The following is a 26,644-nucleotide window of genomic DNA, read 5'->3' on the forward strand; positions in this document are numbered from 1 at the left end:
AGGGGGTGTAATCGTGTCGGAGGTCTTGTCGCAGTCCGAGATCGACGCCCTGTTGTCCGCCATTAAGAGCGGCGAAATCGACACGGCAGCCATGCGCAACGAGCAGGAGACGGTACGCGTTCGGTCATACGATTTTCGCCGAGCCATGCGGTTCTCTAAAGATCATTTGCGAGTGCTTCGAAGAATGCATGAACACTTCTGTCGAATGTTGACAACACATCTATCGGGGCAGTTGCGGTCTGTTCCCCAGATTCAAGTCGAATCGGTCGACCAAGTGCCATATGAAGAATTTATTCGGTCGGTCCCGGTACTAACGGTGTTGCAGTTATTCGAGATGTCGCCTCTTGAAGGAAGAATTGTCTTGGAGATGAATCCGCAAGTTGTTTTTGCCATGCTTGATAAATATATGGGTGGCGACAGTACAGGGCCTTATCGAGAGCGAGAGCTAACGGATATAGAGGTCACGTTGCTGCGCCGCTTGTTCGAACCGATGTCGTCTATTCTGGCTGAGGCTTGGAGCGGCGTGGCGGCACTTGAGCCAGCATTTGTTTCGTTTGAGAGCAATCCGCAATTTCTGCAGTTGACGACACCGAATGAGACGGTCTTGGTGGTGACGATGAGCGTGCGCGTGGGCGATACCTCTGGTCTCATCAATCTATGCATTCCTCACGCTACCGTCGAACCGGTGATTCCCATGCTAAGCAATCGATATTACATGGATCCGGGCAGACATGCACAAGGATTACGGCGAGCGGACGAACGTATCGAAGCTCGGGTTCTTGGCGTTCCGGTCGACGTGCGTGTCCAAGTTGGCGATACCACGTTAAAGATGAGTGAAATTCTCGATTTGGCCGTAGGCGACACGATTGTACTTCGGCAGTCGATCCGTGATCCAGCTCTTGTCTATGTCGATGGCACTCCGGCATTTTGGGCGAGTATAGGCAAAAAGAATCGCATGTATGCTGTGAAAATCGTACGCGAATGGGGGGCGGACATCGATCGTGAATGATCAGATGAAGTTATCACAGGACGAGATCGATGCGCTTCTGAATGCGAATCGGATCGCCACGGACACCGTTGGTTCGGAGCAGGGTGACCGTCTTGAGCTCACTTCGGAAGAAGCAGATATCTTGGGGGAAATAGGAAATATAAGCTTTGGGTCAGCGGCGACGTCTCTTTCGACGTTGTTGCAACATCGTGTGGATATTACGACGCCTCGCGTTTCTTTGATCCGCCATGACGATGTCGAAGCGCGTTTCCCAACGCCATATGTTCTGGTGCAAGTGGATTTTACCGAAGGCTTACGAGGATCGAACGCCCTTGCGATTGAGATTGACGACGCAAAACGAATCGCCGACTTAATGCTGGGTGGGGACGGAACCAATACATCTGGCGAATTAAATGAGTTGCACCTGAGTGCCGTGGGCGAAGCCATGAATCAGATGATGGGCGGCGCCGCGACGTCGATGAGCCAGATGTTCGGTCGATACATTAATATTTCTCCGCCCACTGTCCGCGTTGTCGATTTGACATCGAGCGAAGCTCAACAGGCGTTTGGTGAAGGTGGAGATTTGGTTAATGTCGAATTTCAGTTGCGCGTTGATGATTTAATCGACTCCCACATCATGCAGCTCATGCCGATTGAGTTTGCGCACGAGATCGTTCGTACGATGGGATTAGGTGGCGAGGAGACAGCTTCCAGCGCTTCGACGCCAGCTGATGATGTCTCAGTCTCAACGTCATCCGCAGTGGCTGTAGAAGAGATTAAAGGCATCATCGAGTCGGCGCCTGCTCAAAGCGGCCAGGAATCGACCGCGAGTCGCATGAGTGAATTTGCTCCTCCCTCTATGTCAGAAGTGGCTGCTGCTCGGGAACCGTTGCCACGGGTGGACGTACGTCGTCCCCATTTCGTCGATTTTGGCGCAGTCGCCGACGAGCGTAACACATCGCCTCGCAATTTGTCGCTTCTATACGACGTGCCATTGAATGTCACGGTGGAATTGGGGCGTGCAAAGAAGATGATACGCGAGATTTTAGAATTGGCTCCAGGCTCCATACTGGAATTGGACAAGCTGGCCGGTGAACCGGTTGATATCTACGTGAACAATAAAAAGATTGCCATTGGGGAAGTTGTCGTGATCGATGAAAATTTTGGTGTGCGGGTCACGGACATCGTCCAGGCTGAGCAACGTATCACGCAGGCATAACCCTACATTTTGATTGCGGAGGTAAAGGAAGATGGCAAAGATCTTGGTTGTTGATGACGCGGCGTTTATGCGGATGATGATTAAAGATATTCTTACAAAGAATGGGTTTGAAGTGGTTGGCGAAGCGGCTGACGGGGCGCAGGCCGTAGACAAGTATCAGGAGTTGAAGCCGGATCTCGTGACGATGGATATCACGATGCCGGAGGTCGACGGCATCGAGGCCTTAAAGCGTATCCGGGCCATCGATCCAAACGCGCGCGTGATCGTGTGTTCAGCCATGGGACAACAGGCCATGGTGATCGACGCGATTCAGGCTGGGGCTAAGGATTTTATTGTTAAGCCGTTTCAAGCCGATCGCGTCGTGGAAGCCGTACAGAAGGCGTTGCGATAACGCATGCGTTTGATACGGAGAACGGGCATCTGCGGGGCGGGCTTGCTGGCCTTGTTATGGGCTATGCCCGCACCGCTGGTTTTGGCGGCGAGCAATTCGGCAGTCCCCGCGTCTGGAGCTGGCGCTTATGTGAAGTTAATTGTGGCATTCATCGTGGTTTTGCTGTTGCTCGTGTTGCTGTTTCGTTTCCTGGGCCGGCGGGTCGGGGTTGTGCAGCGTGGATCCATTGATGTGATAGCTTCCCGACAACTCGCACCGAATCGGTCTGTACAGGTGGTGGAGGTTGGTCAGAAACGATATTTGCTGGGCGTCGGTGAGAACGTTCAACTGCTTGCGGACGTGACAGACTCATACACAGCAGCTTCTGAGGTTGGCACACCGGGATCGTTTGGCGGCACACTACAACAGGTTCTGGCAGAACTGCGCCGGGATTCGCGAAGGAATGACGAACCTTGAGAGGTCAGGAGAAGAATAAGCGTTTCGCCACGTCTTTCGTGATACCTGTCGCGATAGCGGTCGTCCTGATTGTCGCCTGTTCATGGTTTATCGTTGCTCCCAATGTGCACGCGGCTGTACAGACAACATTCGCGAATTCAAGCAATCCCATTCCCGGCGTCAGCTTAAACCTAGGGGATAATAGCCCTCCGTCAGTTGCCAACACCGTAAAAATCATTTTGTTGTTGACGGTGTTGACCTTGGCTCCCGCTGGGCTTATTCTCATGACTTGTTTTACGCGCGTGATCGTGGTGCTGTCCTTCATCCGCAATGCACTGTCCTTACAGACGTCGCCACCAAATCAGGTGTTGGTAGGTCTTGCGCTGTTCATTACGTTGTTCGTGATGCAACCAACGTTACAGCAGGCGAACCAGCAGGCTTTGCAGCCATACCTAAAGGGAACGATCTCGCAGACTGTGGCAATCGAGCGAGCAGAGGATCCGTTCAAGGTGTTCATGGCCAAGCAAACCCGGACCACGGATTTGGATTTGTTCTTATCCTATCGCCATGAAAAGTTGACGTCGGCAATGGAAAAAAATCCAGAGCAGATTCCGTTGACTGCACTGGTGCCAGCGTACACGATCAGCGAGTTGAAGACGGCCTTTCAAATTGGTTTTATGATTTATCTTCCATTTCTAGTCATTGATTTGGTTGTCGCGACGACGCTCATGTCGATGGGCATGATGATGTTGCCACCCGTCGTGATCTCGTTGCCGTTCAAAATATTGTTGTTTGTGATGGTGGATGGCTGGTATTTGGTTGTGAAATCGTTGCTGGCCGGATACGCGACGTAGAGGAGGTATGCAGGTGACGGATACCTATGTCATCGGACTGGGTGCGCAGGTTATGTGGCTGGTCGTCAAACTGACAGCGCCCGTTTTGCTGCTAGGCCTCGCTGTCGGGCTCTTGGTCAGCATATTTCAGGCGACCACACAAATTCAGGAGCAAACTCTTGCGTTTGTGCCCAAGATTGCTGCAGTGATCGTGGCGCTGTTGGTGTTTGGCCCTTGGATGCTACAGAATTTGCTCGATTTTGCGAACTCCATCTTAGGCAACCTCATGAGCTACGTGATGTGACGAAATGAACGCAATTCTTCAGCATTTTGACTTGTTCGTTCTCATTTCGTTGCGCACTGTGGCGTTTATTGTTGCATCTCCGCTGACGTCTATCCGAGCATGGCCAACATGGGCAAAAATTGCTTTGGCATTCAGTTTGTCGTATGTGGCCGTGCCCAGCGTATCGGATAGCGTGCCGGATGTGATGCAGAGTCCTGGGATGTTCGTTGTCGATGGAATACTAGAGGCGTTTGTAGGTCTGCTACTCGGGTTCTTAGCGACCTGGATTTTCTCGGCGATTTCCATCGCGGGTCAGTTGATTGACATTCAAATTGGCTTTTCAATGGCTTCACTTCTGGCACCTGGGAGTGGTGTGCAGTCTGGACTCATCGGCAATTTCTACAACTTGCTTTTTACACTTTATTTTGTTGGCTTGGGTGGACTCGACGGACTGATGCTCACCATATTGCAGTCTTTTCACGCTATTCCGGTCGGTCACGCTCATTTGCCTGGGAATTGGCCGGTAATCTTGCTGCAGCTCATGGGGATGGTGATGGCCCTTGGCGTAGAGATTGCCTTACCCGTGCTGGCCGCTCTTTTTTTAAGCGACGTGACCTTCGCGTTTCTGTCCCGGGCGGTTCCCCAAATGAATGTGTTCGTCGTTGGGCTGCCAGTTAAGTTGTTCGCTGGGTTGGCGATGTTCGCCATCGTCATGCCAGGAACAGTCTATCTGTTTAATCAAGTTTTTATGTTTTTGTTTCGTGAGATGCAATCGTTCATGCAAGTTTTGGGGGGATGACGGTGCGCGTAATGCGATTGCAGAGGTTTGCCGAAGAGCGCACCGAACGCGCCACGCCCAGGCGGCGCGAAGAGGCGCGAAAAGAGGGGCGTGTTGCAAAAAGCCCAGAATTGACGTCCGCGATCGCGCTCGCAGCGCTTTTGGTTGCTTTGCGCGTCGTTGGACCGATGGTCTGGGGACAATGGGAGAACATTTTTCAACTCGATTTTTCGACATCGCCTCCCAAGACGTGGACTACGGGTACAGTCGAGCAACTTTTGGTCGAGCAGATGATGAGTGCGTTGAAGGCCTTGGCTCCCATTGTCGGTACGGCCCTCGTCATGGGGGTAGCTGTTGCAGTCATGCAGGTGCGTCCGATGCTCACCGTAAAGCAACTGATCCCAGATTTTTCACGCCTTCTCCCTACTGCCGGCGTGAAGCGGTTGTTCAGTGCTTCTTCGCTCGTCGAACTCGGAAAGTCGCTCTCTAAACTCGTGATCGTGGGAGCATTAAGCTATTCCTCTATCTCCCGCATGGCCGGGGAAATCCGAGGATACGACGACACGGACGTGATGTCCATTCCATCTGTCGTCGGTTCCCTTGTCTTTCAGCTGGGAATTCGTATCGCGGTTGCGATGGTTCTCCTCGCTGCACTCGACTTTGCGTATCAGCGCTACGCATTTGAAAAAAGTTTGCGGATGACCAAACAGGAAGTCAAAGATGAATGGAAAGATACAGAAGGCAATCCTCAAATCAAATCGACAATACGTAAACGAGCGAGGCAAATCGCGATGCGTCGCATGATGCAGGCGGTTCCCAAGGCCGATGTCGTCGTCACCAACCCTACGCACTTTGCGATCGCGCTCAGGTATGACGGTGCAACGATGACCGCTCCCGAAGTGGTCGCCAAGGGAGCAGACGCGTTGGCTCAGCGGATTAAGGTAGTAGCGTCAGAATCGGGCGTACCCATGGTTGAGAATAAGCCCCTTGCGCAGTCGTTGTATCGAATGGTCGATATTGGCGAACAGGTGCCTGCCGAGTTGTATCAGGCAGTTGCGGAAGTGCTGGCGTACGTCTATAGAATGCGCGCTACCGGGCGGAGGTGATGACGATGGCGAAATGGGTGAAACGCACTGATCTGATTGTGATGATCTTTGTACTCTTCATGATTGTCATGATTGTTATTCCTGTTCCGAAACCGCTACTCGATGTTCTGATTATCTTAAACATCTTTCTTTCCATGACGATTCTACTTGTTGCAATGAGCGCCAAGGAACCGCTGGAGTTTTCCGTGTTTCCGTCGATGTTATTAATCACAACGCTTTATAGATTGTCGCTCAATATTTCGACGACCAGGCTGATTCTCGGCCAAGGTGATGCTGGTAGCGTTATCAACACTTTTGGCAACTTTGTCATCGGTCAGAATCCAATTGTCGGCTTTATCGTGTTTCTCATCATCATCATCGTGCAGTTTATCGTCATTACCCGGGGCGCGGAGCGCGTAGCGGAAGTGGCAGCGCGTTTCACGTTGGATGCGATGCCTGGTAAACAGATTGCTATCGATGCAGATTTGAACGCAGGTTTGATCAACGAGCAAGAGGCAAGGCAGCGGCGTCAGAACATCGAGCGTGAGGCCGACTTTTATGGCGCAATGGACGGTGCGTCCAAGTTTGTCAAAGGTGATGCGATCGCGTCCATTCTTATTGTCGCGATTAACATTGTCGCTGGATTCATCATTGCTGTGGCGATGAAGCATGAGCCGTTTACAAGTGCTTTGCACACCTACACCATGTTGTCGGTTGGTGACGGGTTGGTCAGTCAAATACCTGCGTTGCTTTTATCGACCGCGACCGGGTTGATGGTCTCTCGCGCAGTCTCTGATGGGAATATGGGCGATGACGTGGTGCGCCAAGTTTTTGGGTATTCGCGCGCACTGTACATTGTTTCGGCTGCGATTTTGTTGCTCGGGATTGTCACGCCCATCGGGATTTTGCCAGTATTGCCGATCTCAGCTGGCGCGACGCTTATGGCCAGGCGTTTGCAGGCAAATCGGCGACGCGTCGAAGCGAAGGAGAAAGAGGCTAAAGCGCGCGCAGAGCGTGCGGAAACGAAGAAGCCGGAAAACGTATATCAGCTGCTCACGGTCGAGCCTGTCGAATTTGAGTTTGGATATGGCATTATTCCGCTCGTTGACGCCAAACAGGGTGGCGATTTGATGGAACGTGTCGTCATGATTCGACGACAGTTGGCCATCGAATTGGGTATGGTTTTGCCGATGATTCGCATGCGCGACAACGTTCAACTGAAACCGACACAGTACGTCATCAAATTAAAAGGTGTTCAGGTCGCAGAAGGCGAAATTTTAATTGGACACTGGTTGGCGTTAAGTCCTGGCTTGGACAACCCTAACGTACAAGGAATTCCGACGAAGGATCCGACCTTCGGGTTGCCTGCGCTGTGGGTCAACGGCCAGATGAAGATCCAAGCCGAAGCCAGCGGTTACACCGTAGTCGACGCGCCGTCGGTGATCGCCACTCATCTGACTGAGGTCTTGCGCAAGCACGCGCATGAGTTGCTCGGCCGGCAAGAGACCAAGGCGTTGCTGGATCATCTTAAAACAAACTACGCTGCAGTGGTCGACGACGTGTATCCGAGTACGTTATCACTTGGGCAGATACAAAACGTCTTAAGCAATCTTCTGGAAGAGGGCGTATCTATACGAGATCTCGTTACAATTCTTGAGACCTTGGCCGATGCCGGTCGGCAGACACAGGATATCGATGTCCTGACCGAGCGCGTACGCCAAGCGCTTGGGCGCCAAATCTGTCATCAGTTCGTTGCGCCCAATGAACCACTGACTGTTCTGACGCTTGCCGCAGACGTTGAAGGTGAAATTCAACAGGCGCTTGTCGATCACGGCGGGGGAACATTCATCGGCATGGAACCGACTCGTTCGCAGATGGTGTTCCGCAAAATTCAGGAAGAGATGACGCGCCTGCAAAGCATGGGGAAATCCCCTATCTTGGTCGTCCATCCACGTTTGCGTTTGCCGTTCCGCCGTTGGATCAGTCGCTACATTCCGGATTTGCCTGTGTTGTCTTTTAGCGAGCTCGACCCGAGCGTTCAGATACAAAGTGGAGGCGTGGTGAATCTGACATGATTGTCCGACGGTATGTGGTCAAGGATATGCCAGAAGCCGTTGTCTCGATTCGCAAAGAATTAGGTAAAGACGCGGTCATTTTGAGCACGAAGAAAATTCGTGTGCGCAAGTGGTTAGGATTGCGCTGGCAAACTCGGATTGAGGTTACCGCCGCCGCGGGATCTGACATTCCGCTCGCGCAGCAGGTCGTTATGGATAGGCGCAACGCCACAGGCACGGACCCGGTCCCGCCGGTGCAGGATGAAAATACACGAGGTCTGGCCTCAGACGGTATGGCCTTTGCCGCGAGTATGCGACAGGCCGCGGCGGCGTACCAAAGCATTGAAAATAAACGTGAATATCAGAATGTGGAACGATCCATGGACTTATCCCTGGTGCTTCAAGAACTTGCTGCGTTAAAAACTTTACTTGCCGAACGCCGTGAACCAGAACTCACAGCATCTGACACTGAGGGGCGAACACTTGAAGTATCTATGCAAGCCTATTTAGAAGAAGAAGGGATCCAACGGCAGCACGGCAAGCGTTGGTCACAAATGGTGCTCAACGCTTATCCTCATGTCTCGTCATTGGCGGAAGCATTGCCTTTACTTGCGCGTGTCATTATATCGGACCTTGCTGAGCTGTCGCAGCCTGCCCCGATTCGCAAGGAGAGCAGGGTAGTGGCCTTTATAGGTCCCACTGGCGTAGGCAAGACGACAACAATTGCGAAAATTGCCGCTTTGCATGTACTCGCAGGGCAACGTCGGGTGGGACTTTTAACGACAGATACGTTTCGTATCGCTGCCGTTCAACAACTGCAAACCTATGCCGAAATCCTCAATGTGCCATTGGCTGTTGCCGATGGTGATGACGAGGTGTCGGAGGCATTGGCGGAATTGGAAGCGTGTGATTTAATCCTGGTCGATACCGCTGGGCGCAACTTTCGCAAGCACGAAGTGATTGAGTCAACGCGTCGACTGTTGCGGTCAATAGAGCCCGACGAAGTGGTTCTTGTACTCGCCCTGACGAGTAAGGCTTCGGATTGCCGACGTGTCGCCGAGCTGTGTAAGCCGCTCGGTGTGGATAAACTGGTGTTTACAAAGCTCGATGAGACGCAGTCGGTTGGCGTCATCCCAGACCTCGTTGCAACGTTTGAGACTCCGGTTGCTTGCGTGACAACAGGTCAAAACGTGCCGGATGACATCGATATCATCTCTATCGAACAACTGTTGAGCCGTTGGCAGGGAGGTGAGGAAGATGGCTGATCAAGCCTCCAGGTTGCGTAAACAAATGGAACTCTGGCGGCCATCACCCGCATCTGCCGCCGTGCCAACGGCGCAAGACTTGTCTCGCCCCGCCGTTCAGCCAGCGCGAGTGATCGCCGTTGCAAGCGGCAAGGGTGGTGTCGGCAAGTCCAACTTTTGTGTCAATTTTGGCCTTGCCTTGGTACAGCGTGGCCTACGCGTCGTCGTCATCGATGCGGATGTCGGGTTTGCGAATGTCGAAGTGTTGTTAAATATCGCGCCTGCGCACAGCCTGCTCGATCTGCTTGAGAACCTCCGTTTGGAGGACATTGTCGAACAATCCCCTTACGGTTTGTCGTTTGTGTCAGGTGGGAGTGGCTTGTTCACGGAGTCGATCTTTGACCACCCGGAAGCCGACCGCTTGATGCGCGATTTGCAAACACTGTGTAGCTTGTACGATGTCGTTTTGTTCGACTGTGCTGCAGGTGCGGATCCTATGATTCGGCGAATCGCCGCTACGTGTGATGATTTTGTCATGGTGGTCACGCCGGAACCGACTTCGTTAACCGACGGTTATTCGTTGCTCAAGTGGCTGGCGGGGGCCGGCGTTTCCGTCTCTCCCAAAGTGGTGGTCAATCGCGTGCACTCGCTGGCGGAGGGTCACGAGACCATGCAACGTTTGCAGCTTGCGGCGGGGAAATTCCTCGCGATTGAGGTTGACAATTTGGGATACGTGATGGACGACAGCGCGATTGTACAGGCCGTCATGCGTCAGGTGCCGCTCATGATCCACAGCGCCAACAGTCGTGCTGCTTTGTGTTATCGACAGATTGCAGATCGCTATTTGCAACTGAAGATCGGCGACGTGCCTCGGAGTTCAACGGGGCTCGGATTTTTTGAACGGCTCTTTGCTGTTCGCCGAAGGTGGCCATTTCGCGGCGGTGATCAAGGTGGCTGACGATGTGCACACGCTTATTTTGGTTGGCGCCTCCACGGGCGGTCCGAAAGCACTCACTGAACTGTTCGCGCATCTGCCCTGCTTCCCTGGTGTGGCGTGTTGCGTGGTGCAACACATGCCTGCCGGCTTTACATACAACCTTGCGAAAAGGTTAAACGATCTCTCGGCGTGGCGCGTAGCGGAAGGTGTAGACGGTGGTGTGATTGAGGCGGGAGGGGCATATGTAGCCCCTGGTGGCTGTCAGATGCGAATTGAAGAGTCGGGAGCGGCGTTGCGCATGTCTGTGCAGAGGGAAGTCAGCGGGCATCTGCATCAACCGTCGGTCGATGTGTTGTTTGCATCGGCTGTGGCGCTTTCCGATAAGGTTAGGCTATTTGGCGTGATTTTGACGGGCATGGGTCGGGACGGCGCCGTCGGTCTCAAGGCGATTCGCGAACGAGGTGGCTTTACAGTAGCGGAGGGGCCTGAGACAGCGACAATTTACGGAATGCCACGTGCTGCCTGGGAATCCGGTGCTGCAGCAGTTCGTCTCCCACTGCATGAAATTCCCGCCTGCTTAATTGAGCAAGTCCACTTTGCTAATGGTCGTTGAACAGGGAGGAACGAGGGTGGATATCAGTCAATATCTTGATTCGTTTTTAGCAGAGTCTGAAGACAATCTGGCGACACTCGATGATCTTTGCCTCGCCTTAGAACGCGATGGCGCAAGCGATGATACACTGGCCGCGATGTTCCGCGCTGCCCACACCCTTAAGGGCATGAGCGCGACTATGGGATTTATGGCGATGGCTGATTTGACGCATCACATGGAAGACGCGTTGGGCCACATACGCAATCATCCAACGGAGTTTCAACCGTCAGTCGTCGATACGTTGTTGGCTGCCATCGACGCTTTGACCGCCAATCTCGATCAGATTCGCGACCGTGGATCTGAAGAAGGGATCGATCACAGTGCCATCTTACAGCGCCTGGCAGCCGTCGTCGAAACTCAGAATTCCAGGTCTGTGGAGGGGTCATCGGAGGCGGGGCCGCCGGTGGCCTTTCGGGATCGTGTGGCGGAAATCCTGCGTTCCGGGCGCGAACCGCTGGTGATCCAAATCGCTTTTGCCCCGGAGTGCACGATGAAGGCTGTGCGTTTGCTGATGGTCGAGCGCGCCGTTGAGTCGTTTGGCGAGTGCGCCGCGGTCTATCCCGATGTACAAGCGCTCGAAGCGGATGCTGATGCGTCAACGGCGTATCTTGCCATGTTGGTTGCACATCAAGATGCAGACGCACTACTTACGGCCATCCGGGAGATCTCCGAGATTACGACGGCTGTGGTCGTCGAGTTGGAAAGCATCGTATCGGCGAGTGGTGAGCGCGAAATGAACCAAGCACGTCAGGAGACGGCTGCGACGGTTGCGGTCGCCACAGCTAACGAAACACCCGCGCACCATGCGGCTGCACCAAGTACCGGCGGCAAAGTGCGAGATCAAACGTTGCGCGTACCGGTATCGCGTATCGATGAGTTTATGAACGTGTTAAGCGAACTTGTCATTGCCAAAACGCGTCTGGAATTGTTGGCGCAACGTGGGGATCATGCATTGCGCGAAGTGACAGAGCAAATCGCTCGGTTGACCAGTTCATTGCAAGACGGCGTGATGCAAATGCGCATGATGCCAGTGGAATCTCTCTTTCAACGTTTTCCTCGCATGATGCGCGATTTGCAAAAGACGTTAGGCCGTGAGTTTGAGTTTGTCATGACTGGCTTAGAGACGGAGATGGACCGTACGGTCATGGACGAAATGGGCGAGGCTCTGGTACACCTCTTGCGCAACGCGGCCGACCATGGTCTCGAGCCTCCAGAAGTGCGTGAACGAAATGGGAAACCGCGCAAAGGTACGATTCGTTTGTCTGCTTATGCGAGTGGCGGACACGTATATCTGGAAGTCGCAGACGATGGGGCAGGCATTGATCGCGATCGCGTCCTCAATTCAGCCATTGGCAAGGGCTTGGTCGACGAGCGCAGCGCTCAAAATTGGACGGATGCGCAGGTGTACGACTTGCTGTTTGCGTCTGGTTTTAGCACAGCCGAGAAAGTATCCGACATCTCGGGGCGAGGCGTCGGACTTGACGCCGTGCGCGGCAAAGTAGAGTCCCTTGGCGGTGATATCCGAGTGGAATCTGTGCCAGGGCAGGGAACGACGTTTGTGATTGAACTGCCTTTGACGTTGGCCATTTTACCAGCAATGCTTGTTCAGCTTGACAACTATATCTATGCGATCCCCACAGGCAGTGTCGAAGAGGTGGCAAGGCTGTCAGCTGAAGACATCGACTCGATACAAGAGCAGCCGGTGTATCGCTACCGCGATGGGGTTGTACCGATTGTCGATCTCGGCGATCGGTTCTTCGACGCCCCCTGCCGCGGAGATTATCCGTGGAATGCTGTAATTTGCAAAGAGGGTAAGCGCCGGCTCGCCTTGATTGTCGATGACATTGTTGATGAATTGGAAATTGTAAACAAACCTTTAGGCCGGTATTTAGGGCAAGTCGAGATGTTTTCTGGTGCGACCATCCTCGGAGATGGCCGTGTGGCGCTCATCATCGATGTTCGCCAACTATTTTGATCGATGGGAGAGTTGAGAAACCATGGCTCAGCAGTATGTTGTGATGAAGATGGGAAAAGAGTTGTACGGAGCTCCTGTCATGCAGGTTGTCTCTGTTGAGCGAATGATGGATATCACACCCGTTCCAAGGACGCTTTCGTTTATCAAAGGCGTCGTCAATCTGCGGGGTACGGTCACTCCTGTCATCGATTTGCGCGAACGGGTGGGATTATCGGCAACAGAGCGGTTGGATTCGGACGCTATGCGCATTGTCATTGTCGAAGTCGATACGATGTTGGTCGGCATGATTGTCGACAGTGTTGAAGATGTCGTGACGGTCGATGAATCTCAGGTGTCGGCGCCGCCAGAAGTCGTTGGGGGATTGCGTGCTGTTTATTTGCACGGCGTGGCTCAGCTTGATGAAAGGCTGCTCGTCTTGCTCAACCTGAACCGAATTTTGTCCGACGTGGAAGTTGATCAACTACGCGAAGTAGAAAAGCGGGTTCACGGATGAGACGATTGCAGGTCGATCCAGTGACGCTGGATGCTTTGCGAGAGTTTGGGAATATCGGTGCGGGGCATGCAGCGACGGCCCTCTCAACGCTTTTGGGCGGAAGGGTCAAGATGTCTGTAACGGATGCACGACTTTGCCCATTTTCGGAAATCGTCGACGTGGTTGGGGGCGGAGAAACCATTGTCGCAGCCGTGTTCATTCGAATATTTGGCACGATTTCTGGAAATATGTTTGTGCTGATGTCATTGCCAAGTGCGGATCGGTTGTTGGAGCGGTTGTTGGAGCGGTTGTTGCCGGCTCCGAGAAAAGCTCAGGAGTATACAGAGTTAGAGCAATCCGCGATCGCTGAAGTCGGCAATATCCTGTCGGGTGCCTACGTCGCAGCGATTTCGGATCTGTGTGGGATTTCGCTGAACCAATCCATTCCTGCGGTCGCGATCGACATGGCGGCGGCTCTCTTGGATATTGGTCTGATGATGAGCGGTGACGAGGAGAATCAGGCGATTCTCATCAGTACGTCTCTGGTCCACGACGGCAATAACATCGATGCATACTTCTTTCTCTTGCCGGATCTCGACGGAACAGAGGTATTACTCGATATTCTGCGAGGGAAAATACGGCATGGTTGAAGAGAAGGAACAGATTCGCATTGGGATCGCAGAAGGGGCTATTTTAGCGACTCCCGGGACGTTGATGACGGCAGGCCTCGGGTCGTGCGTGGGATTGGTTATCTATGATGATTCGCGTCTCTTGGCGGGGATGGTGCACATCATGCTGCCAGAGAGTCCGCACGGCCGGCCATCTCACCCGCAAAAATACGCCGATACTGGGATCGCGTGGTTATACGAAACACTGATGGAGCACGGGGCGAGTCACGCGCATTTGCGTGCGAAGTATGCCGGAGGTTCGCAGATGTTTCAGGCGTTACAAATGGAAGCCTTGAGAATTGGAGAGCGCAATGTTCGAGCAGTATCCATGCAGTTGGAGCGCCTGCGCATCCCTGTCCTCGGTGCTGATGTTGGGGGGAACGTCGGCCGTACCGTATGGTTTGAGTTGCCTTCCCGGCACTACCTCATCCGCACCGCACGCGGTGATGAACGTCAAATGTAACTGACGAGTAACTATCCATTGGAAGGAGGCGGCCATCTGATCGAGACGGTTATACTAGCCATTGTCTGCGTGATACTTGTACTCATTTTATATGTTGTGACGGGTGGTTGGCGTAAATATCGTGGGGTGCGCGGCTTTTTTCAGTGGATTCGCGAAGGTATGACGACGACAAACGGCTTTGCGTCGGGAATGTCGCGGCAACAGACAGGTGAACATTCGTCGTCTGCAGATGCCGGCGTAGCTGAAGCTATTGCGGTACTACGTGATATGTACACAGAATTCGACGAGAAGTATCACGACTTGGCCAAACGGATAGATCGGTTGGAGCAAATGTTAGGGACATGGATGCACGACCAGCCTTCCGTTGTACAAACTCAGGGTGAAGTATCCGTAGCCCATAGTACGGAAGTGATGGGTACTGAGCAGGAAACGATGGATGAAGGGAAAAGTCTTAGGGTTACCTTTGACTCAGGTTCAGAAGCGGTGTATTTCTCCATTCTGGATATGTTAAATTCCGGTGCTACTTACGCACAGATTCGTGCGCAACTCGGTGTTACCGACGAGCAGATTGAGGTGGTGAAATCCTTACTGGCCGGCGGTCCGTCACCACGCAAAGACTAGCGTTTGCAACTGGTTGCCGAATTTTGCGGAACTGTGCTATATTATTCAGCAGTGCAATGGCCCACTTACGTGGAGTACACACGAGCGACGACACATAGTCAGGTGCCCAGTGTTAAGGGTTGGCTGTGTGAATGAGTTGTTCGGCGGCCAAACACAAAGGAGGAAGTTAGCTTGGCGATTATTTCAATGAAACAATTGCTGGAGGCCGGAGTTCATTTCGGTCACCAAACGCGTCGTTGGAATCCAAAAATGGCGCGGTACATTTTTACGGAACGAAATGGGATTTACATCATTGACCTGCAAAAGACGGTTCGGAAAGTCGAGGAAGCGTACAACTTTGTTCGCGAACTTGCAGCTTCCGGTGAAACCATTCTTTTTGTGGGTACGAAGAAGCAAGCGCAAGAAGCTGTTAAAGAAGAAGCTGAGCGTTGCAACATGTTTTATGTGAATCAACGCTGGCTCGGGGGAACGCTCACAAACTTTAATACCATTCAAAAGCGCATCCGCAGGTTGCAAGAGCTGGAGCGGATGGAGCAGGATGGAACGTTTGATGTGCTTCCCAAGAAGGAAGTTATTCTTTTGAGAAAAGAAGCGGAGCGCCTCGAGAAATTCCTCGGCGGCATTAAGGGCATGACGAAGATGCCAGGGGCGATGTTCGTGATCGACCCGCGCAAGGAACGCATCGCGGTTGCTGAGGCTCATAAATTGGGGATTCCAATCGTGGCCATTGTCGATACGAACTGCGATCCAGACGAAATCGACTACGTCATTCCTGGGAATGACGACGCGATTCGCGCTGTTCGCCTGTTGACCGGAAAAATGGCTGATGCGGTGCTGGAAGGTACGCAAGGAGAAGAAACCACCGCGTGATGCAACGCGAAAGGTGGCGGGTGCATGGCGCTCTCGTCACCTTTTTTGTGTCGGCATTGGCTCTACGCATAGCCCGGCATCGCGTACAATTCGCTTGTCGGTAATCTCGATGAATCTCAGGAGGAAATTGCGGATATGGCAGAAATCACAGCAGCTATGGTAAAAGAACTTCGTGAGAAGACGGGCGCGGGCATGATGGACTGCAAAAAGGCATTGACCGAGGCGGACGGAAACATGGAACGCGCAATGGAAGTGCTCCGTGAACGCGGCTTGGCATCTGCGGCGAAAAAGGCTGGACGAGTTGCTGCAGAAGGACTCGTCGAGTCCTATATTCACGGCGGTGGACGGATCGGCGTTCTGGTTGAGGTCAACTGCGAAACGGATTTCGTAGCCAAGAACGACGATTTCCGCACATTCGTAAAGGACATTGCTATGCATATCGCAGCGGCAAACCCGCTATACGTTCGACGCGAGGAAGTGCCAGCCGAAGTGGTTCAAAAGGAACGTGAGATTCTGCGGGCACAGACGCTCAACGAAGGACGTCCGGAAAACATCGTAGACAAGATTGTCGACGGGCGAATCGATAAGTTCTTCAAAGAGAATTGCCTGATGGAACAAATGTTTGTAAAAGATCCTGACAAGTCGATCGAGACGCTGCTGAAGGAGAAAATTGCAACCATTGGTGAGAACATTTCTATTCGGCGCTTTGCTCGTTTCGTCGTCGGGGAAGGTATTGAAAAACAGGAGTCGAACTTCGTAGAAGAAGTCATGGCGCAAGTTCGTCAATGAACGACCAAGAGCGAGGGGACACATGGGTGTTCCCTCGCGTTCCGTCTGGTAGCAACATCCTAGAAGACAATGGAGGGGCGCGCGTGACGACACCGAAGTATCGGCGTATCGTGTTGAAAATTAGCGGTGAGGCACTGGCGGGCGACCATGGTTTTGGTATTGATCCGGCTGTGATTCGCAACATTGCGCGTCAAATTACAGAGGTTGCGCAATTACATGTACAAATCGCCGTTGTGGTAGGCGCAGGTAACATTTGGCGAGGTGCGGCCGGGAGCCAGATGGGTATGGATCGTGCCACGGCTGATTATATGGGGATGTTGGCGACGGTCATGAATGCGTTGGCTCTTCAGGATGCGCTTGAAAAAATGGGCGTGGCAACACGCGTTCAAAGTTCGATTCATATGTCTGAAGTGGCCGAACCCTATATTCGCCGGCGAGCGATTCGCCATTTGGAAAAAGGCCGTGTCGTCATCTTCGCCGGGGGGACGGGCAACCCGTTTTTCTCTACAGATACAACTGCGGCGTTGCGCGCTGCCGAGATCGAAGCAGAAGTTATCCTGATGGCCAAGAATGGTGTTGACGGTGTTTATACGGCAGACCCGCAAAAGGATCCGACGGCGACCAAATATTCAGAGCTCGACTTCATGCAGGTTTTGAACGAGGGGTTGGGTGTAATGGATTCGACCGCGGCCTCGTTATGTATGGACAACGATATTCCTTTGTTGGTCTTTGCGTTGAATGAGGAAGGTAATATTCGGCGCGCAGTGCTTGGTGAGAAGATTGGCACGATTGTCGGAAAGGGTGACACGAATGCGTGAACAATTGATTTCGAACGTGCAGGAGCGCATGGATAAGGCGGTTCAAAATCTCCGTCGCGAATTTGCGTCGGTACGTGCTGGCCGAGCCACACCAGCCATGCTGGATAAGGTGCTGGTGGATTACTACGGCTCGCAAATGCCGGTCAATCAAGTGGCCAGCGTGACCACGCCGGAGCCGCGTCTGCTCGTTATCTCTCCCTGGGAGAAATCGATGCTCAGCGAGATCGAAAAGGCGATTCAAAAATCCGACCTAGGTTTGAACCCTTCGAACGACGGGACCGTCATTCGATTAACCGTACCTGCGCTCACAGAGGAGCGCCGACAGGAACTTGTGAAGCAGGTTCGAAAGTTGGCGGAGGAAGCACGTGTGGCGATTCGCAACGTCCGCCGTGACGGAAACGATGAGTTGAAGAAGTTGGAGAAAAACGGTGATGTTTCGGAAGACGAGGTTCGCCGTTTGATGGACAAGATTCAACAAATTACGGATAAGTGTATTGCACAGGTCGACAGTCTGTTGGAAGATAAGGAGAAGGACGTGACGCAGGTCTAAAGTCCGACGTTGCTGAGGGGGATGCCAGACTTGTTTAAAAGTTTTGGGCGCGGTGAAAGAACCAGTGCAACCACAGTCGAGCATCCGGCGCTCCAGGTCAAACCGAGGCACATTGGCATTATCATGGATGGTAATGGCCGTTGGGCCAAGAAGCGAGGATTGCCCCGTATGGCTGGACACCATGCGGGCATGCTGGCGATGCGTGAGGCCATACGAGCGTGTGACGATTTTGGAATTGAATGTGTTACGTTATATGCGTTCTCAACCGAAAATTGGAAGAGACCGGTTGCCGAAGTGGAGTATTTAATGCGCCTGCCGGAACAGTTTTTCCGAAATGAGATCGATGAATTGATCAAACGAGGTGTCAAGATTCGGTTCCTAGGCGACACTTCGCGGCTACCCTCTTATACGCAGGAAACGGTTCGCACCTCGATGCAGCGAACCGAGCACAACACCGGTATGACGGTGAACTTTGCGCTGAATTATGGCGGGCGAACGGAACTGATGTCGGCCATTGAGCGGTACGCGAAGGAAGTTGCCGAGGGGCGTGCGACGGTAGGTGACCTGACGGAAGCGAAGTTTGATCGTTACCTCGACACGGCGGGTTTACCTCCTCTCGATCTAATTATACGAACAAGCGGTGAAATCCGTCTGAGCAACTTCTTGCTTTGGCAAGCGGCGTACGCGGAATTGTGGTTCACAGAGGTGCTGTGGCCAGATTTCACACGGGATGATCTGTTCCAGGCAATTTCCGATTATGGAAAGCGCAAACGCCGTTTTGGCGCCATCGAGTAGGTGTCCGCTTATGTTGAAGCAGCGGGTTATCACAGCTGTGATCGCAGGTTTAGTTGTGTTGTTCGTGTTGCTCTTTGGCGGTACAATCGGCTGGCGCTGGCTGGTGTGGATGTGCACTGTGGCCGGCGTCGTCGAGTTTTCTGTGATGTTTGGACGTCGTTGGTATGGTCCTCCCACTGTGTTTGGAGCTCTGCTCGTCACCTTGATCGAGTGGTTTCCACACGCACTGTACCACCCGTTTCTACTGTACCTAATTGTTGCAATTGTTTTTGCCGTCCCGGTCTTCACGAGAAGCCCTGCTGATTTGAAGCCGTTTTCGATGCTCGTATTTGGGGCTTTGTACATCGGAGCGGGCGGCTTTGCACTCATCGGGATTCGAGAGCTTCCGGTGGGTTGGTTCTGGCTGTGGCTTTTCTTGATTTCAATATGGATGTCGGATACGGCCGCGTATTTTGTTGGTAGGTTTTTAGGCGGGCCAAAATTACTGCCTGCCATCAGTCCAGGAAAGACCATCAGCGGGATGGTCGGCGGAATCGTTGGAGCGGCGGTTGGGGCATGTGTGTTTGGCTGGATTGCCCATCCGATGCATGTCGGCATGTATGCGTTACTCGGTGCGCTCATATCCGTAACAGGACAGTTGGGCGATTTAATAGAAAGTGCCTACAAGCGATCCGCTGGTGTGAAGGATTCTGGCAAGTTGCTCCCGGGGCACGGGGGGCTATTGGATCGGATCGACAGCTTACTGTTTGCAGCGCCGTTCGCACTGTGGATGGTCGAGATTGGTTTGCATGGATGGTTCGGCGTTTGACCGGTTCGACAGGCGGAGGTTGATTGGGTATGACATATGTAACGATTTTGGGGAGTACTGGGGCAATCGGAACTCGCACCCTTGCAGTGCTTTCCGCATTGGGGGATACATATCAGGTGGCCGGACTTGCCGCGGGCCACAACGTCGAATTGTTGGCAGAGCAAATCCGTCGTTTTCATCCACAGCTTGTCGCAGTTGCGGACGACGATGCAAGGAAGCGACTCCTTTCACTTTTGGGCACAGCGGATGCGCCTGAGGTACTTGTGGGTGACGAGGGGTTGCTTGCTTGCGCAAGTATGCCTGCACAGGTGGTCGTCAATGCCGTGATGGGCGCCCGAGGCATTCTGCCGGCCATGGCCGTCGTGCGCCGGGGTGCGCGCCTGGCGCTTGCGAACAAAGAATGTCTAGTCGCCGCAGGAACTTTCATCATGCGCGAAGCGATCGCGGCAAAAGCTGAGATCGTGCCTGTTGACAGTGAGCACTGTGCCTTGCACCAATGTATGCAGAGTGGCCGGCCTTCGGAGGTCCGACGCTGGATTTTAACAGCTTCGGGTGGACCATTCCGGACATGGCCCCGCGAGCGTTTGGCATCCGTGACGGTCGCCGATGCGCTGAAACATCCCAACTGGAACATGGGTAAGAAGATCACGGTCGATAGTGCGACGATGATGAATAAAGGGCTGGAAGTCATTGAAGCGCATCATTTGTTTGCCGCGCCATATGATAAGATAGCTGTGCTTGTACACCCTGAGAGCATCGTGCACTCACTTGTCGAGTATGAAGATGGTTCACTCATGGCGCAGTTGGCGACGCACGACATGCGATTGCCCATCCAATATGCCGTGACATATCCGGAGCGTGTTGATCTGTCTTGGCCAAGGCTCGATCTTGCCGAAGTTGGTCGGCTGACCTTTGAGGATCCGGATTTCGAGAAGTTTCCCGCGCTTCGGTTGGCGATGGATGCGGGACGTGCCGGCGGTTATGCGCCTTGTGTCTTGAACGCCGCGAACGAGGTGGCTGTAGACGCGTTTTTGCGGAACCAGATTTCATATTCGCGGATCGCGTCACTTGTTGCGGATGTACTCGACGATTTGCATTCAGGATCACCGTCGTCCATTGATGACGTTTTGCACATGGATGGACTGGCACGGGAACGAGCGCGACTCTTATTGACGAAGGGTTGATGACGGATTGCCAATCGTAGCGCACCTCGAATTCTATCTGGAGGCGGCTGTCGCCATCGTTTTGGTTTTTGCCGTCTGTATCACGCTGCACGAGTTTGGGCATTTTTATGTGGCGAAGAAATGCGGTGTGGCGGTTCCGGTATTTGCTATTGGCTTTGGCCCGAAGTTGTGTCGGTTCAAGCGCGGTGGCACTGAGTACTCGGTGCGCCTGTTTCCGCTTGGTGGTTTTGTGCAAATGGCCGGCGAGGCGCCTCAGGAAGCTTGGTTTCCCGTAGGGCAACCTGTTGCCTTTCGTGTCAATGAGTTTGGCGAAATTGTTGCGCTTGGTGATGTCAAGGATTTGCCTGACGCCGAGGTGGGGACGGTACGCAAAGCCGATTTGACAGATGCTCTTGAAATGACCATTCAGACAGCGCAAGGGGTGCGCACGTATCCTGTTCGCCCGTACGCGCGCGTAATGCTCAATGCACGTTCGTCCGTGCCGATTGTCGAAAAACATGAACAAGTTGTGGGAAAACCATTGTGGCAACGGGCCGCTATCATTCTGGCGGGCCCTGTAATGAATTTGCTTTTGGCTGGTTTCCTGTTTTCTGCCGTCAACACATACACGGGTGTACCGACGACGACAATCGGGACGGTCGAATCAAATATGCCCGCACAGACAGCTGGGTTACGCGTCGGGGATCGGATTGCTCAGGTTGATAATCAGCCCATCCACTCATGGGGCGATCTGGTGAACGTGGTGGGGCGCAACGGCTATCGCAACGGACAGCCACAGCCACTTCACGTCGTTGCCGTGCGTAATGGAATGGCGCAAGATGTAACGATTACGCCCAAGATGGTTAACGGGACTCCTATTATTGGGATTGACGCGCAAGTATCACATAATCCCTTGCACACGGTGCCTGCTGGTTTCTCGGCCTTGGGTCGCGATATTGCACTTACCATACACGGCTATGTCGGTCTCTTTGTGCACCATCAATTCCAAACATTGTCCGGGCCAGTTGGTATTGCACATGTGATTACACAGCAATTGCGATTTGGTTTTTGGAATGTCGTTGCCGTGGCAGGTGCGTTAAGTCTTGGTTTAGGGTTGTTTAATCTGCTGCCCATTCCTGCTCTAGATGGTGGACGATTGCTTTTTATGGTTATTGAGTTGATTCGGGGAAGGCGTGTCGACCCTGAAAAAGAAGGCTTTGTTCATTTCGTCGGTTTCGCATTAGTGATGCTCTTCGCTGTCGTGATCACATACCGCGATGTGACGCATCTTTTTTAAGGGATCCTTTTCTTTAGCCACAAAAACAGGGACGAGCGTTTCGCCCCTGTTTTGCGTTTCTTTGAATTACTAAGGTGCACTGGAGGGTCTGTTAGATGTCTGCTGTCTTAGATCATTCGCCGTCAGATCGTGCACTTGAACGGGTAAAGCGCGTGCGTGTCGACGTGGCAGGGCGACGTGTGCGGATCGAAGTCGCGAATCCTCTATGCTCAAACGCACTGAATGAAGTCGATGGCAGGCGTTTTGCATCGGAACTCTCACAGTATTACCTTGATCTTTGCCAACTGCGCGAGATTTGTCGTGAACATTTTCGAGAGGCTTGTACTTGTGAGTGGAATGTGGGCGTCGTGGATCATCTACTCTCTTCCGATGAACTGCAAATGATAACGAAGCTTTTATGCGATGGTTATAGTCGCAAGGAACCCGTTGCAGGAAAGCTGTTGTGTCAGGCGCAGGTGGTTCCCCGGACCGAGGAGCGAAACGGGCAGGTCGAATTGCGCTTTGCAGCGCAGGCCGTGGTGGACAAGCTGGCGCAGAAGGACGTGATCGGCTGGTTAACGCGTGAATCCCAAGAGATGTTTGGGCTTTCTCTTTCTTTTACGTTGCATGTGAGCCGTGAAAGTGAAGAGGAGCTCGCAGAATTGCGATCGCGCTTGCAGGCAGAAGAGGAAGAACGAGTTCAGCAGTTACTTGCGGAAGAGGAAACGCGAATCCGAGCGCGGGAAGCGGAGGACCGTTCCGGCAATAAACCAGGACGCGATGCCGGTGCAGAAAGTGCCGAGCCATTCGTCGTTGGACAAATGTACCCGGATCCGGAACCTATTCCTATCCGTGAGATTGTGGACGAAATGCGCAGAGCCTCCATTGTTGGGCGCGTGTTTCGTCATGAACGTCGCACCTTGGCGAGTGGAAGAACGCTTATTCAGTTTAACATTACCGATTTCACCGATTCCATTTCGGCGAAAATGTTTGTTCAACACGAGAGAGACTTGGCTGCACTTGAGACGTTCGGGGACGGCGTGTGGGTAAAGTTGCAAGGACAGGTTCAGTTTGATACGTATGCGAAAGAGATCGTCTTCATGGCGCAGGCTATGCGCCCCGAACCGGCTCCTGTGCGGCGGGACGAGGCGGAGGACAAGCGGATCGAATTGCATGCACATACGGTCATGTCTGCGCAAGATGGGGTTGTCAGCGCGGCGGATCTCGTGCGACGCGCGGCGGCGTGGGGGCATCCGGCGATTGCGATTACCGATCACGGCGGCGTGCAATCCTTTCCAGAGGCTTATGGAGCGGCTAAAAAACATGGAATCCGGCTTTTGCTTGGGGTTGAGGCGTACGTTGTTGACGACGGCGGTTTAGTGGTGTATCGCGAACGTGAGCAGCCATTCACGGATGAGACGACCTTCGTTGTGTTTGATACCGAGACGACGGGGTTGAATGCACGTGAGGACACCCTGATTGAAATTGCGGCAGTGAAAGTACGCGGCGGGGAGATCGTCGATACATACGCGTCGTTGATCGATCCGGAACGTCCGCTCTCACCGAAGATCACAGAGTTGACCGGCATATCCAATGATATGGTCAAGGGTCAGCCCAAACTTGCGGACGTTCTAGCGAAATTTCGCGACTTTGTGCAAGGGGCGATTTTAGTAGCCCATAACGCTGAATTCGATGTTGGCTTCTTGAACCAGTGTGCGGAACGGCTCGGCATGCCTGCCTGGGAAGAGCCCGTCATCGATACACTTGCTTTGGCTCGAGCCCTATATCCGGGTGAGAAGAACTATAAGCTCAAGACGTTGACCCAGAAGTTTTCTGTAGAATTGGTCAATCACCACCGTGCATTGGCGGATTCGGAAGCGACGGCGAAAGTTTTCTTGCATATGTTGAAGGATTGCAAGGAGCGCGGACTTGTCGATCTCTCACATCTGAATCAATTGCGGGGTCAGGTCGATATCGCGCGTGTGCGGCCATTTCACGCAACCATTTTGGTGCGCAATCGCGATGGCTTGCGCAACCTTTACCGGCTTGTATCGATGGCGAATACCGAATATCTGCATCGCATTCCTCGTTTGCCCAAAAGTGTACTGGCGCAATTTCGCGAGGGGTTGCTCATCGGTACGGCCTGTCGGCAAGGGGAGCTTATTGAGTCGTTTATTCGTGGTAAATCCATCGATGAAATTGAGGCATTGTGCGAGTTTTACGATTACCTAGAAATTCAACCGCCCAGTCACTACGAGCCGCTGATCCGCGATGAGGTGCTGCCGTCGTTTGAACATGTTCGCGAGTTGCTGCGGCAAATTGTGGATATGGGAAAGCGCCTAAACAAGCCTGTTGTGGCAACTGGTGACGTGCATTTTCTGGACGAGCATGATCATGTTTATCGGGAGATCTTTTTGCAGTCTCAGAAACTGGATACCAAGCAACCGCCGCTGTATTTTCGGACAACCGATGAAATGTTGGCGGAGTTCTCGTTCCTCGGTGAAGAGGACGCTCGCTCCGTTGTGATCGATCAACCGCAAGCCGTGGCGCAACTTTGTGAGGACGTTAAACCGATTCCCGACGAACTTCACACACCCGTCATCGAAGGTGCGGAAGAGGAGATTCGAACGCTATCGTACCGCAAAGCTACGGCGATTTATGGAAGTCCGCTTCCGGAAATTGTTGAAAAGCGACTCGAGAAGGAACTTCATTCGATCATTTCGAACGGCTTTTCGGTCATTTATCTCATTGCGCACAAGCTCGTGACCAAGTCGCTGACGGACGGATATTTGGTAGGCAGCCGTGGATCGGTCGGTTCCTCGTTGGTTGCCACAATGACAGATATTACGGAGGTTAATCCGTTGCCTCCGCATTACGTCTGTCCCAACTGCCAGTACAGCGAATTTTTCCTGCAAGGCGAATATGGGTCCGGCTTCGATTTACCCGAAAAAGCCTGTCCGCACTGTGGTACATCGTTGCGCAAGGATGGGCAGGATATCCCCTTCGAGACGTTTTTGGGTTTCGATGGCGATAAAGTTCCGGATATCGATCTCAACTTCTCTGGAGAATATCAACCGCGTGCTCACCGCTATACGGAGGAGTTATTTGGCAAGGATCACGTGTTTCGCGCTGGCACCATTTCCGTGGTTGCGGAAAAAACGGCCTATGGGTATGTTCGGAAGTACGCAGAGGAAAAGGGACTCGTTCTGCGCAATGCAGAGATCGAGCGTCTGGTTCAGGGGTGTACGGGGGTCAAGCGCACGACGGGTCAACACCCCGGCGGCCAGGTGGTCGTCCCAAATTACGTCGAGATCTACGACTTCACGCCAATTCAGTATCCGGCCGATGACCGGAATGCAGAGACGTTCACAACGCACTTTGATTACCACTCAGGGCTTGAGAACTGTCTGCTAAAGTTGGATATTCTTGGTCATGACGATCCGACTGTGATCCGTATGTTGCAGGACTTAACTGGTGTTGACCCGAAGACTATCCCACTCGATGATCCAGACGTGCTCGCACTGTTCCGCGGTACGGAACCGCTGGGCGTGACGCCGGAAGAGATCAGATCTGTTACGGGAACCTATGCAATTCCGGAATTTGGGACGCGTTTTGTGCGTCAAATGCTTGAGGACACGAGGCCGACGACGTTTTCAGAACTGGTTCGTATCTCCGGTCTTTCCCACGGTACAGATGTGTGGTTGAACAATGCCCAGGCGTTAATTCGAGAAGGCATCGCAACGCTTTCAGAAGTCATCTGTGCCCGCGACGACATCATGATTTATCTTATTCAGAAAGGTCTCGATCCCGCACGGGCATTTAAGATCATGGAGGGTATCCGCAAAGGTAAAGGTGTCAAGCCGGAAGACGAGGCATACATGCGTGAGCACAACGTGCCAGATTGGTACATCGAGTCTGGAAAGAAAATTAAGTACATGTTTCCAAAGGCGCACGCAGCGGCGTATGTGTTGATGGCTGTGCGGATCGCATGGTTCAAAGTGCATCACCCGCTGGCATTCTACGCAACGTACTTCACCGTCCGCGCGGATGACTTCGACATTGCCCTCATGACGAAGGGACGAGACGCCATTTTGGCGAAGATCGACGAGATCGAGAGCAAGGGGAATGCGGCCTTACCGAAGGAGAAGAGCTTCGTTACGGTATTGGAAGTGGCTTTGGAGATGGTTGCGCGCGGTTACAGATTTCTTCCAGTCAATCTGTACAAATCGGATGCAACTCGCTTTTTGATCGACGAGCGCGAGCAAGCGCTCATACCGCCGTTTGTTGCGATATCTGGAGTGGGCGAGACGGCTGCACGGAATTTGTACGAAGCGGCGCAGCAAGGCGAGTTTCTCTCACTCGAAGATTTGCAGACTCGTGGTCGCGTCTCCAAGACTGTCATCGATCTACTTACCGAGCTTGGGTGTCTTGAAGGTTTGCCTGAGACCAATCAACTTTCGCTGTTTTAGGAGGTCTA

The 26,644-nt window shown here is 53.0% G+C and carries 26 protein-coding genes; all 26 read left to right on the forward strand.

Going from position 1 to position 26,644, the window contains the following annotated elements; all coding sequences use genetic code 11:
• Positions 1 to 13: 13 nt before the first annotated feature.
• The 26 genes from fliM (at position 14) to BLU70_RS04105 (ending at position 26,636) form a co-directional block, all read left to right on the forward strand.
• The gene (gene fliM, locus BLU70_RS03980) at positions 14 to 1,009 is read left to right on the forward strand and encodes a flagellar motor switch protein FliM (protein ID WP_074692268.1); all 996 of its coding nucleotides are present in this window, start codon (positions 14 to 16) and stop codon (positions 1,007 to 1,009) included.
• On the forward strand, positions 999 to 2,207 hold the full coding sequence (gene fliY, locus BLU70_RS03985) for a flagellar motor switch phosphatase FliY (RefSeq protein ID WP_074692272.1): 1,209 nt from the start codon (positions 999 to 1,001) through the stop codon (positions 2,205 to 2,207). The genes fliM and fliY overlap by 11 nt, the downstream gene beginning before the upstream one ends.
• 31 nt (positions 2,208 to 2,238) lie before the next feature.
• Positions 2,239 to 2,598 carry a response regulator gene (locus BLU70_RS03990; protein ID WP_058095466.1) on the forward strand — a complete coding sequence of 120 codons (360 nt, stop codon included), beginning with the start codon at positions 2,239 to 2,241 and terminating at the stop codon, positions 2,596 to 2,598.
• Positions 2,599 to 2,601: 3 nt separating this feature from the next.
• Positions 2,602 to 3,054: a FliO/MopB family protein gene (locus BLU70_RS03995; protein WP_100218634.1), complete on the forward strand. Its 453-nt coding sequence runs from the start codon at positions 2,602 to 2,604 to the stop codon at positions 3,052 to 3,054.
• Positions 3,055 to 3,143: 89 nt separating this feature from the next.
• Positions 3,144 to 3,887, forward strand: coding sequence for a flagellar type III secretion system pore protein FliP (fliP, locus tag BLU70_RS04000; protein ID WP_420865891.1), 744 nt, complete (start codon positions 3,144 to 3,146; stop codon positions 3,885 to 3,887).
• A gap of 13 nt (positions 3,888 to 3,900) precedes the next feature.
• Positions 3,901 to 4,170: a flagellar biosynthesis protein FliQ gene (gene fliQ, locus BLU70_RS04005; RefSeq protein ID WP_040289496.1), complete on the forward strand. Its 270-nt coding sequence runs from the start codon at positions 3,901 to 3,903 to the stop codon at positions 4,168 to 4,170.
• Between the two features lie 4 nt (positions 4,171 to 4,174).
• Positions 4,175 to 4,948, forward strand: coding sequence for a flagellar biosynthetic protein FliR (gene fliR, locus BLU70_RS04010; protein WP_006447040.1), 774 nt, complete (start codon positions 4,175 to 4,177; stop codon positions 4,946 to 4,948).
• 2 nt (positions 4,949 to 4,950) lie between these two features.
• Complete coding sequence (gene flhB / locus BLU70_RS04015) at positions 4,951 to 6,033, forward strand: flagellar biosynthesis protein FlhB (protein WP_040289495.1); 1,083 nt, start codon at positions 4,951 to 4,953, stop codon at positions 6,031 to 6,033.
• 5 nt (positions 6,034 to 6,038) lie between these two features.
• Positions 6,039 to 8,087, forward strand: coding sequence for a flagellar biosynthesis protein FlhA (gene flhA / locus BLU70_RS04020; RefSeq protein WP_074692276.1), 2,049 nt, complete (start codon positions 6,039 to 6,041; stop codon positions 8,085 to 8,087).
• Positions 8,084 to 9,331, forward strand: coding sequence for a flagellar biosynthesis GTPase FlhF (flhF, locus tag BLU70_RS04025; protein WP_074692279.1), 1,248 nt, complete (start codon positions 8,084 to 8,086; stop codon positions 9,329 to 9,331). The genes flhA and flhF overlap by 4 nt, the downstream gene beginning before the upstream one ends.
• Complete coding sequence (locus BLU70_RS04030; RefSeq protein WP_083341146.1) at positions 9,324 to 10,268, forward strand: P-loop NTPase; 945 nt, start codon at positions 9,324 to 9,326, stop codon at positions 10,266 to 10,268. The genes flhF and BLU70_RS04030 overlap by 8 nt, the downstream gene beginning before the upstream one ends.
• A 4-nt stretch (positions 10,269 to 10,272) precedes the next feature.
• On the forward strand, positions 10,273 to 10,860 hold the full coding sequence (locus BLU70_RS04035) for a CheB methylesterase domain-containing protein (protein WP_192811471.1): 588 nt from the start codon (positions 10,273 to 10,275) through the stop codon (positions 10,858 to 10,860).
• Between the two features lie 16 nt (positions 10,861 to 10,876).
• The gene (locus BLU70_RS04040) at positions 10,877 to 12,874 is read left to right on the forward strand and encodes a chemotaxis protein CheA (protein WP_244885115.1); all 1,998 of its coding nucleotides are present in this window, start codon (positions 10,877 to 10,879) and stop codon (positions 12,872 to 12,874) included.
• A 22-nt stretch (positions 12,875 to 12,896) separates the two neighbouring features.
• Positions 12,897 to 13,367 (forward strand): chemotaxis protein CheW, encoded by a 471-nt coding sequence (locus BLU70_RS04045; RefSeq protein WP_074692288.1) that lies wholly within the window; start codon positions 12,897 to 12,899, stop codon positions 13,365 to 13,367.
• The gene (locus BLU70_RS04050) at positions 13,364 to 13,996 is read left to right on the forward strand and encodes a chemotaxis protein CheC (RefSeq protein ID WP_074692292.1); all 633 of its coding nucleotides are present in this window, start codon (positions 13,364 to 13,366) and stop codon (positions 13,994 to 13,996) included. The genes BLU70_RS04045 and BLU70_RS04050 overlap by 4 nt, the downstream gene beginning before the upstream one ends.
• Complete coding sequence (locus BLU70_RS04055; RefSeq protein ID WP_074692295.1) at positions 13,989 to 14,477, forward strand: chemotaxis protein CheD; 489 nt, start codon at positions 13,989 to 13,991, stop codon at positions 14,475 to 14,477. The genes BLU70_RS04050 and BLU70_RS04055 overlap by 8 nt, the downstream gene beginning before the upstream one ends.
• Positions 14,478 to 14,495: 18 nt before the next feature.
• On the forward strand, positions 14,496 to 15,098 hold the full coding sequence (locus tag BLU70_RS04060) for a hypothetical protein (RefSeq protein ID WP_040289490.1): 603 nt from the start codon (positions 14,496 to 14,498) through the stop codon (positions 15,096 to 15,098).
• A 171-nt stretch (positions 15,099 to 15,269) separates the two neighbouring features.
• Positions 15,270 to 15,968, forward strand: a complete 699-nt coding sequence (gene rpsB, locus BLU70_RS04065) for a 30S ribosomal protein S2 (protein ID WP_040289489.1) — start codon at positions 15,270 to 15,272, stop codon at positions 15,966 to 15,968.
• Positions 15,969 to 16,103: 135 nt separating this feature from the next.
• Positions 16,104 to 16,757 (forward strand): translation elongation factor Ts, encoded by a 654-nt coding sequence (tsf, locus tag BLU70_RS04070; RefSeq protein ID WP_006447026.1) that lies wholly within the window; start codon positions 16,104 to 16,106, stop codon positions 16,755 to 16,757.
• 83 nt (positions 16,758 to 16,840) lie between these two features.
• Positions 16,841 to 17,575, forward strand: coding sequence for a UMP kinase (gene pyrH / locus BLU70_RS04075; protein ID WP_040289488.1), 735 nt, complete (start codon positions 16,841 to 16,843; stop codon positions 17,573 to 17,575).
• The gene (gene frr, locus BLU70_RS04080) at positions 17,568 to 18,125 is read left to right on the forward strand and encodes a ribosome recycling factor (protein WP_006447024.1); all 558 of its coding nucleotides are present in this window, start codon (positions 17,568 to 17,570) and stop codon (positions 18,123 to 18,125) included. The genes pyrH and frr overlap by 8 nt, the downstream gene beginning before the upstream one ends.
• Positions 18,126 to 18,146: 21 nt before the next feature.
• A complete protein-coding gene (locus BLU70_RS04085) occupies positions 18,147 to 18,920 on the forward strand; it encodes an isoprenyl transferase (RefSeq protein WP_244885116.1) in 774 nt (257 codons plus the stop codon).
• A gap of 10 nt (positions 18,921 to 18,930) precedes the next feature.
• Positions 18,931 to 19,728 carry a phosphatidate cytidylyltransferase gene (locus BLU70_RS04090; RefSeq protein WP_006447022.1) on the forward strand — a complete coding sequence of 266 codons (798 nt, stop codon included), beginning with the start codon at positions 18,931 to 18,933 and terminating at the stop codon, positions 19,726 to 19,728.
• Positions 19,729 to 19,757: 29 nt separating this feature from the next.
• Entirely contained in the window at positions 19,758 to 20,912 is a 1,155-nt protein-coding gene (locus BLU70_RS04095) for a 1-deoxy-D-xylulose-5-phosphate reductoisomerase (RefSeq protein ID WP_074692304.1), read from the forward strand.
• A 7-nt stretch (positions 20,913 to 20,919) separates the two neighbouring features.
• Complete coding sequence (locus BLU70_RS04100) at positions 20,920 to 22,188, forward strand: M50 family metallopeptidase (protein ID WP_006447020.1); 1,269 nt, start codon at positions 20,920 to 20,922, stop codon at positions 22,186 to 22,188.
• A gap of 95 nt (positions 22,189 to 22,283) precedes the next feature.
• A complete protein-coding gene (locus BLU70_RS04105; RefSeq protein ID WP_074692308.1) occupies positions 22,284 to 26,636 on the forward strand; it encodes a PolC-type DNA polymerase III in 4,353 nt (1,450 codons plus the stop codon).
• Positions 26,637 to 26,644: the final 8 nt, after the last annotated feature.

This window comes from Alicyclobacillus hesperidum, assembly GCF_900107035.1.
Taxonomy (GTDB): Bacteria; Bacillota; Bacilli; order Alicyclobacillales; family Alicyclobacillaceae; genus Alicyclobacillus; species Alicyclobacillus hesperidum.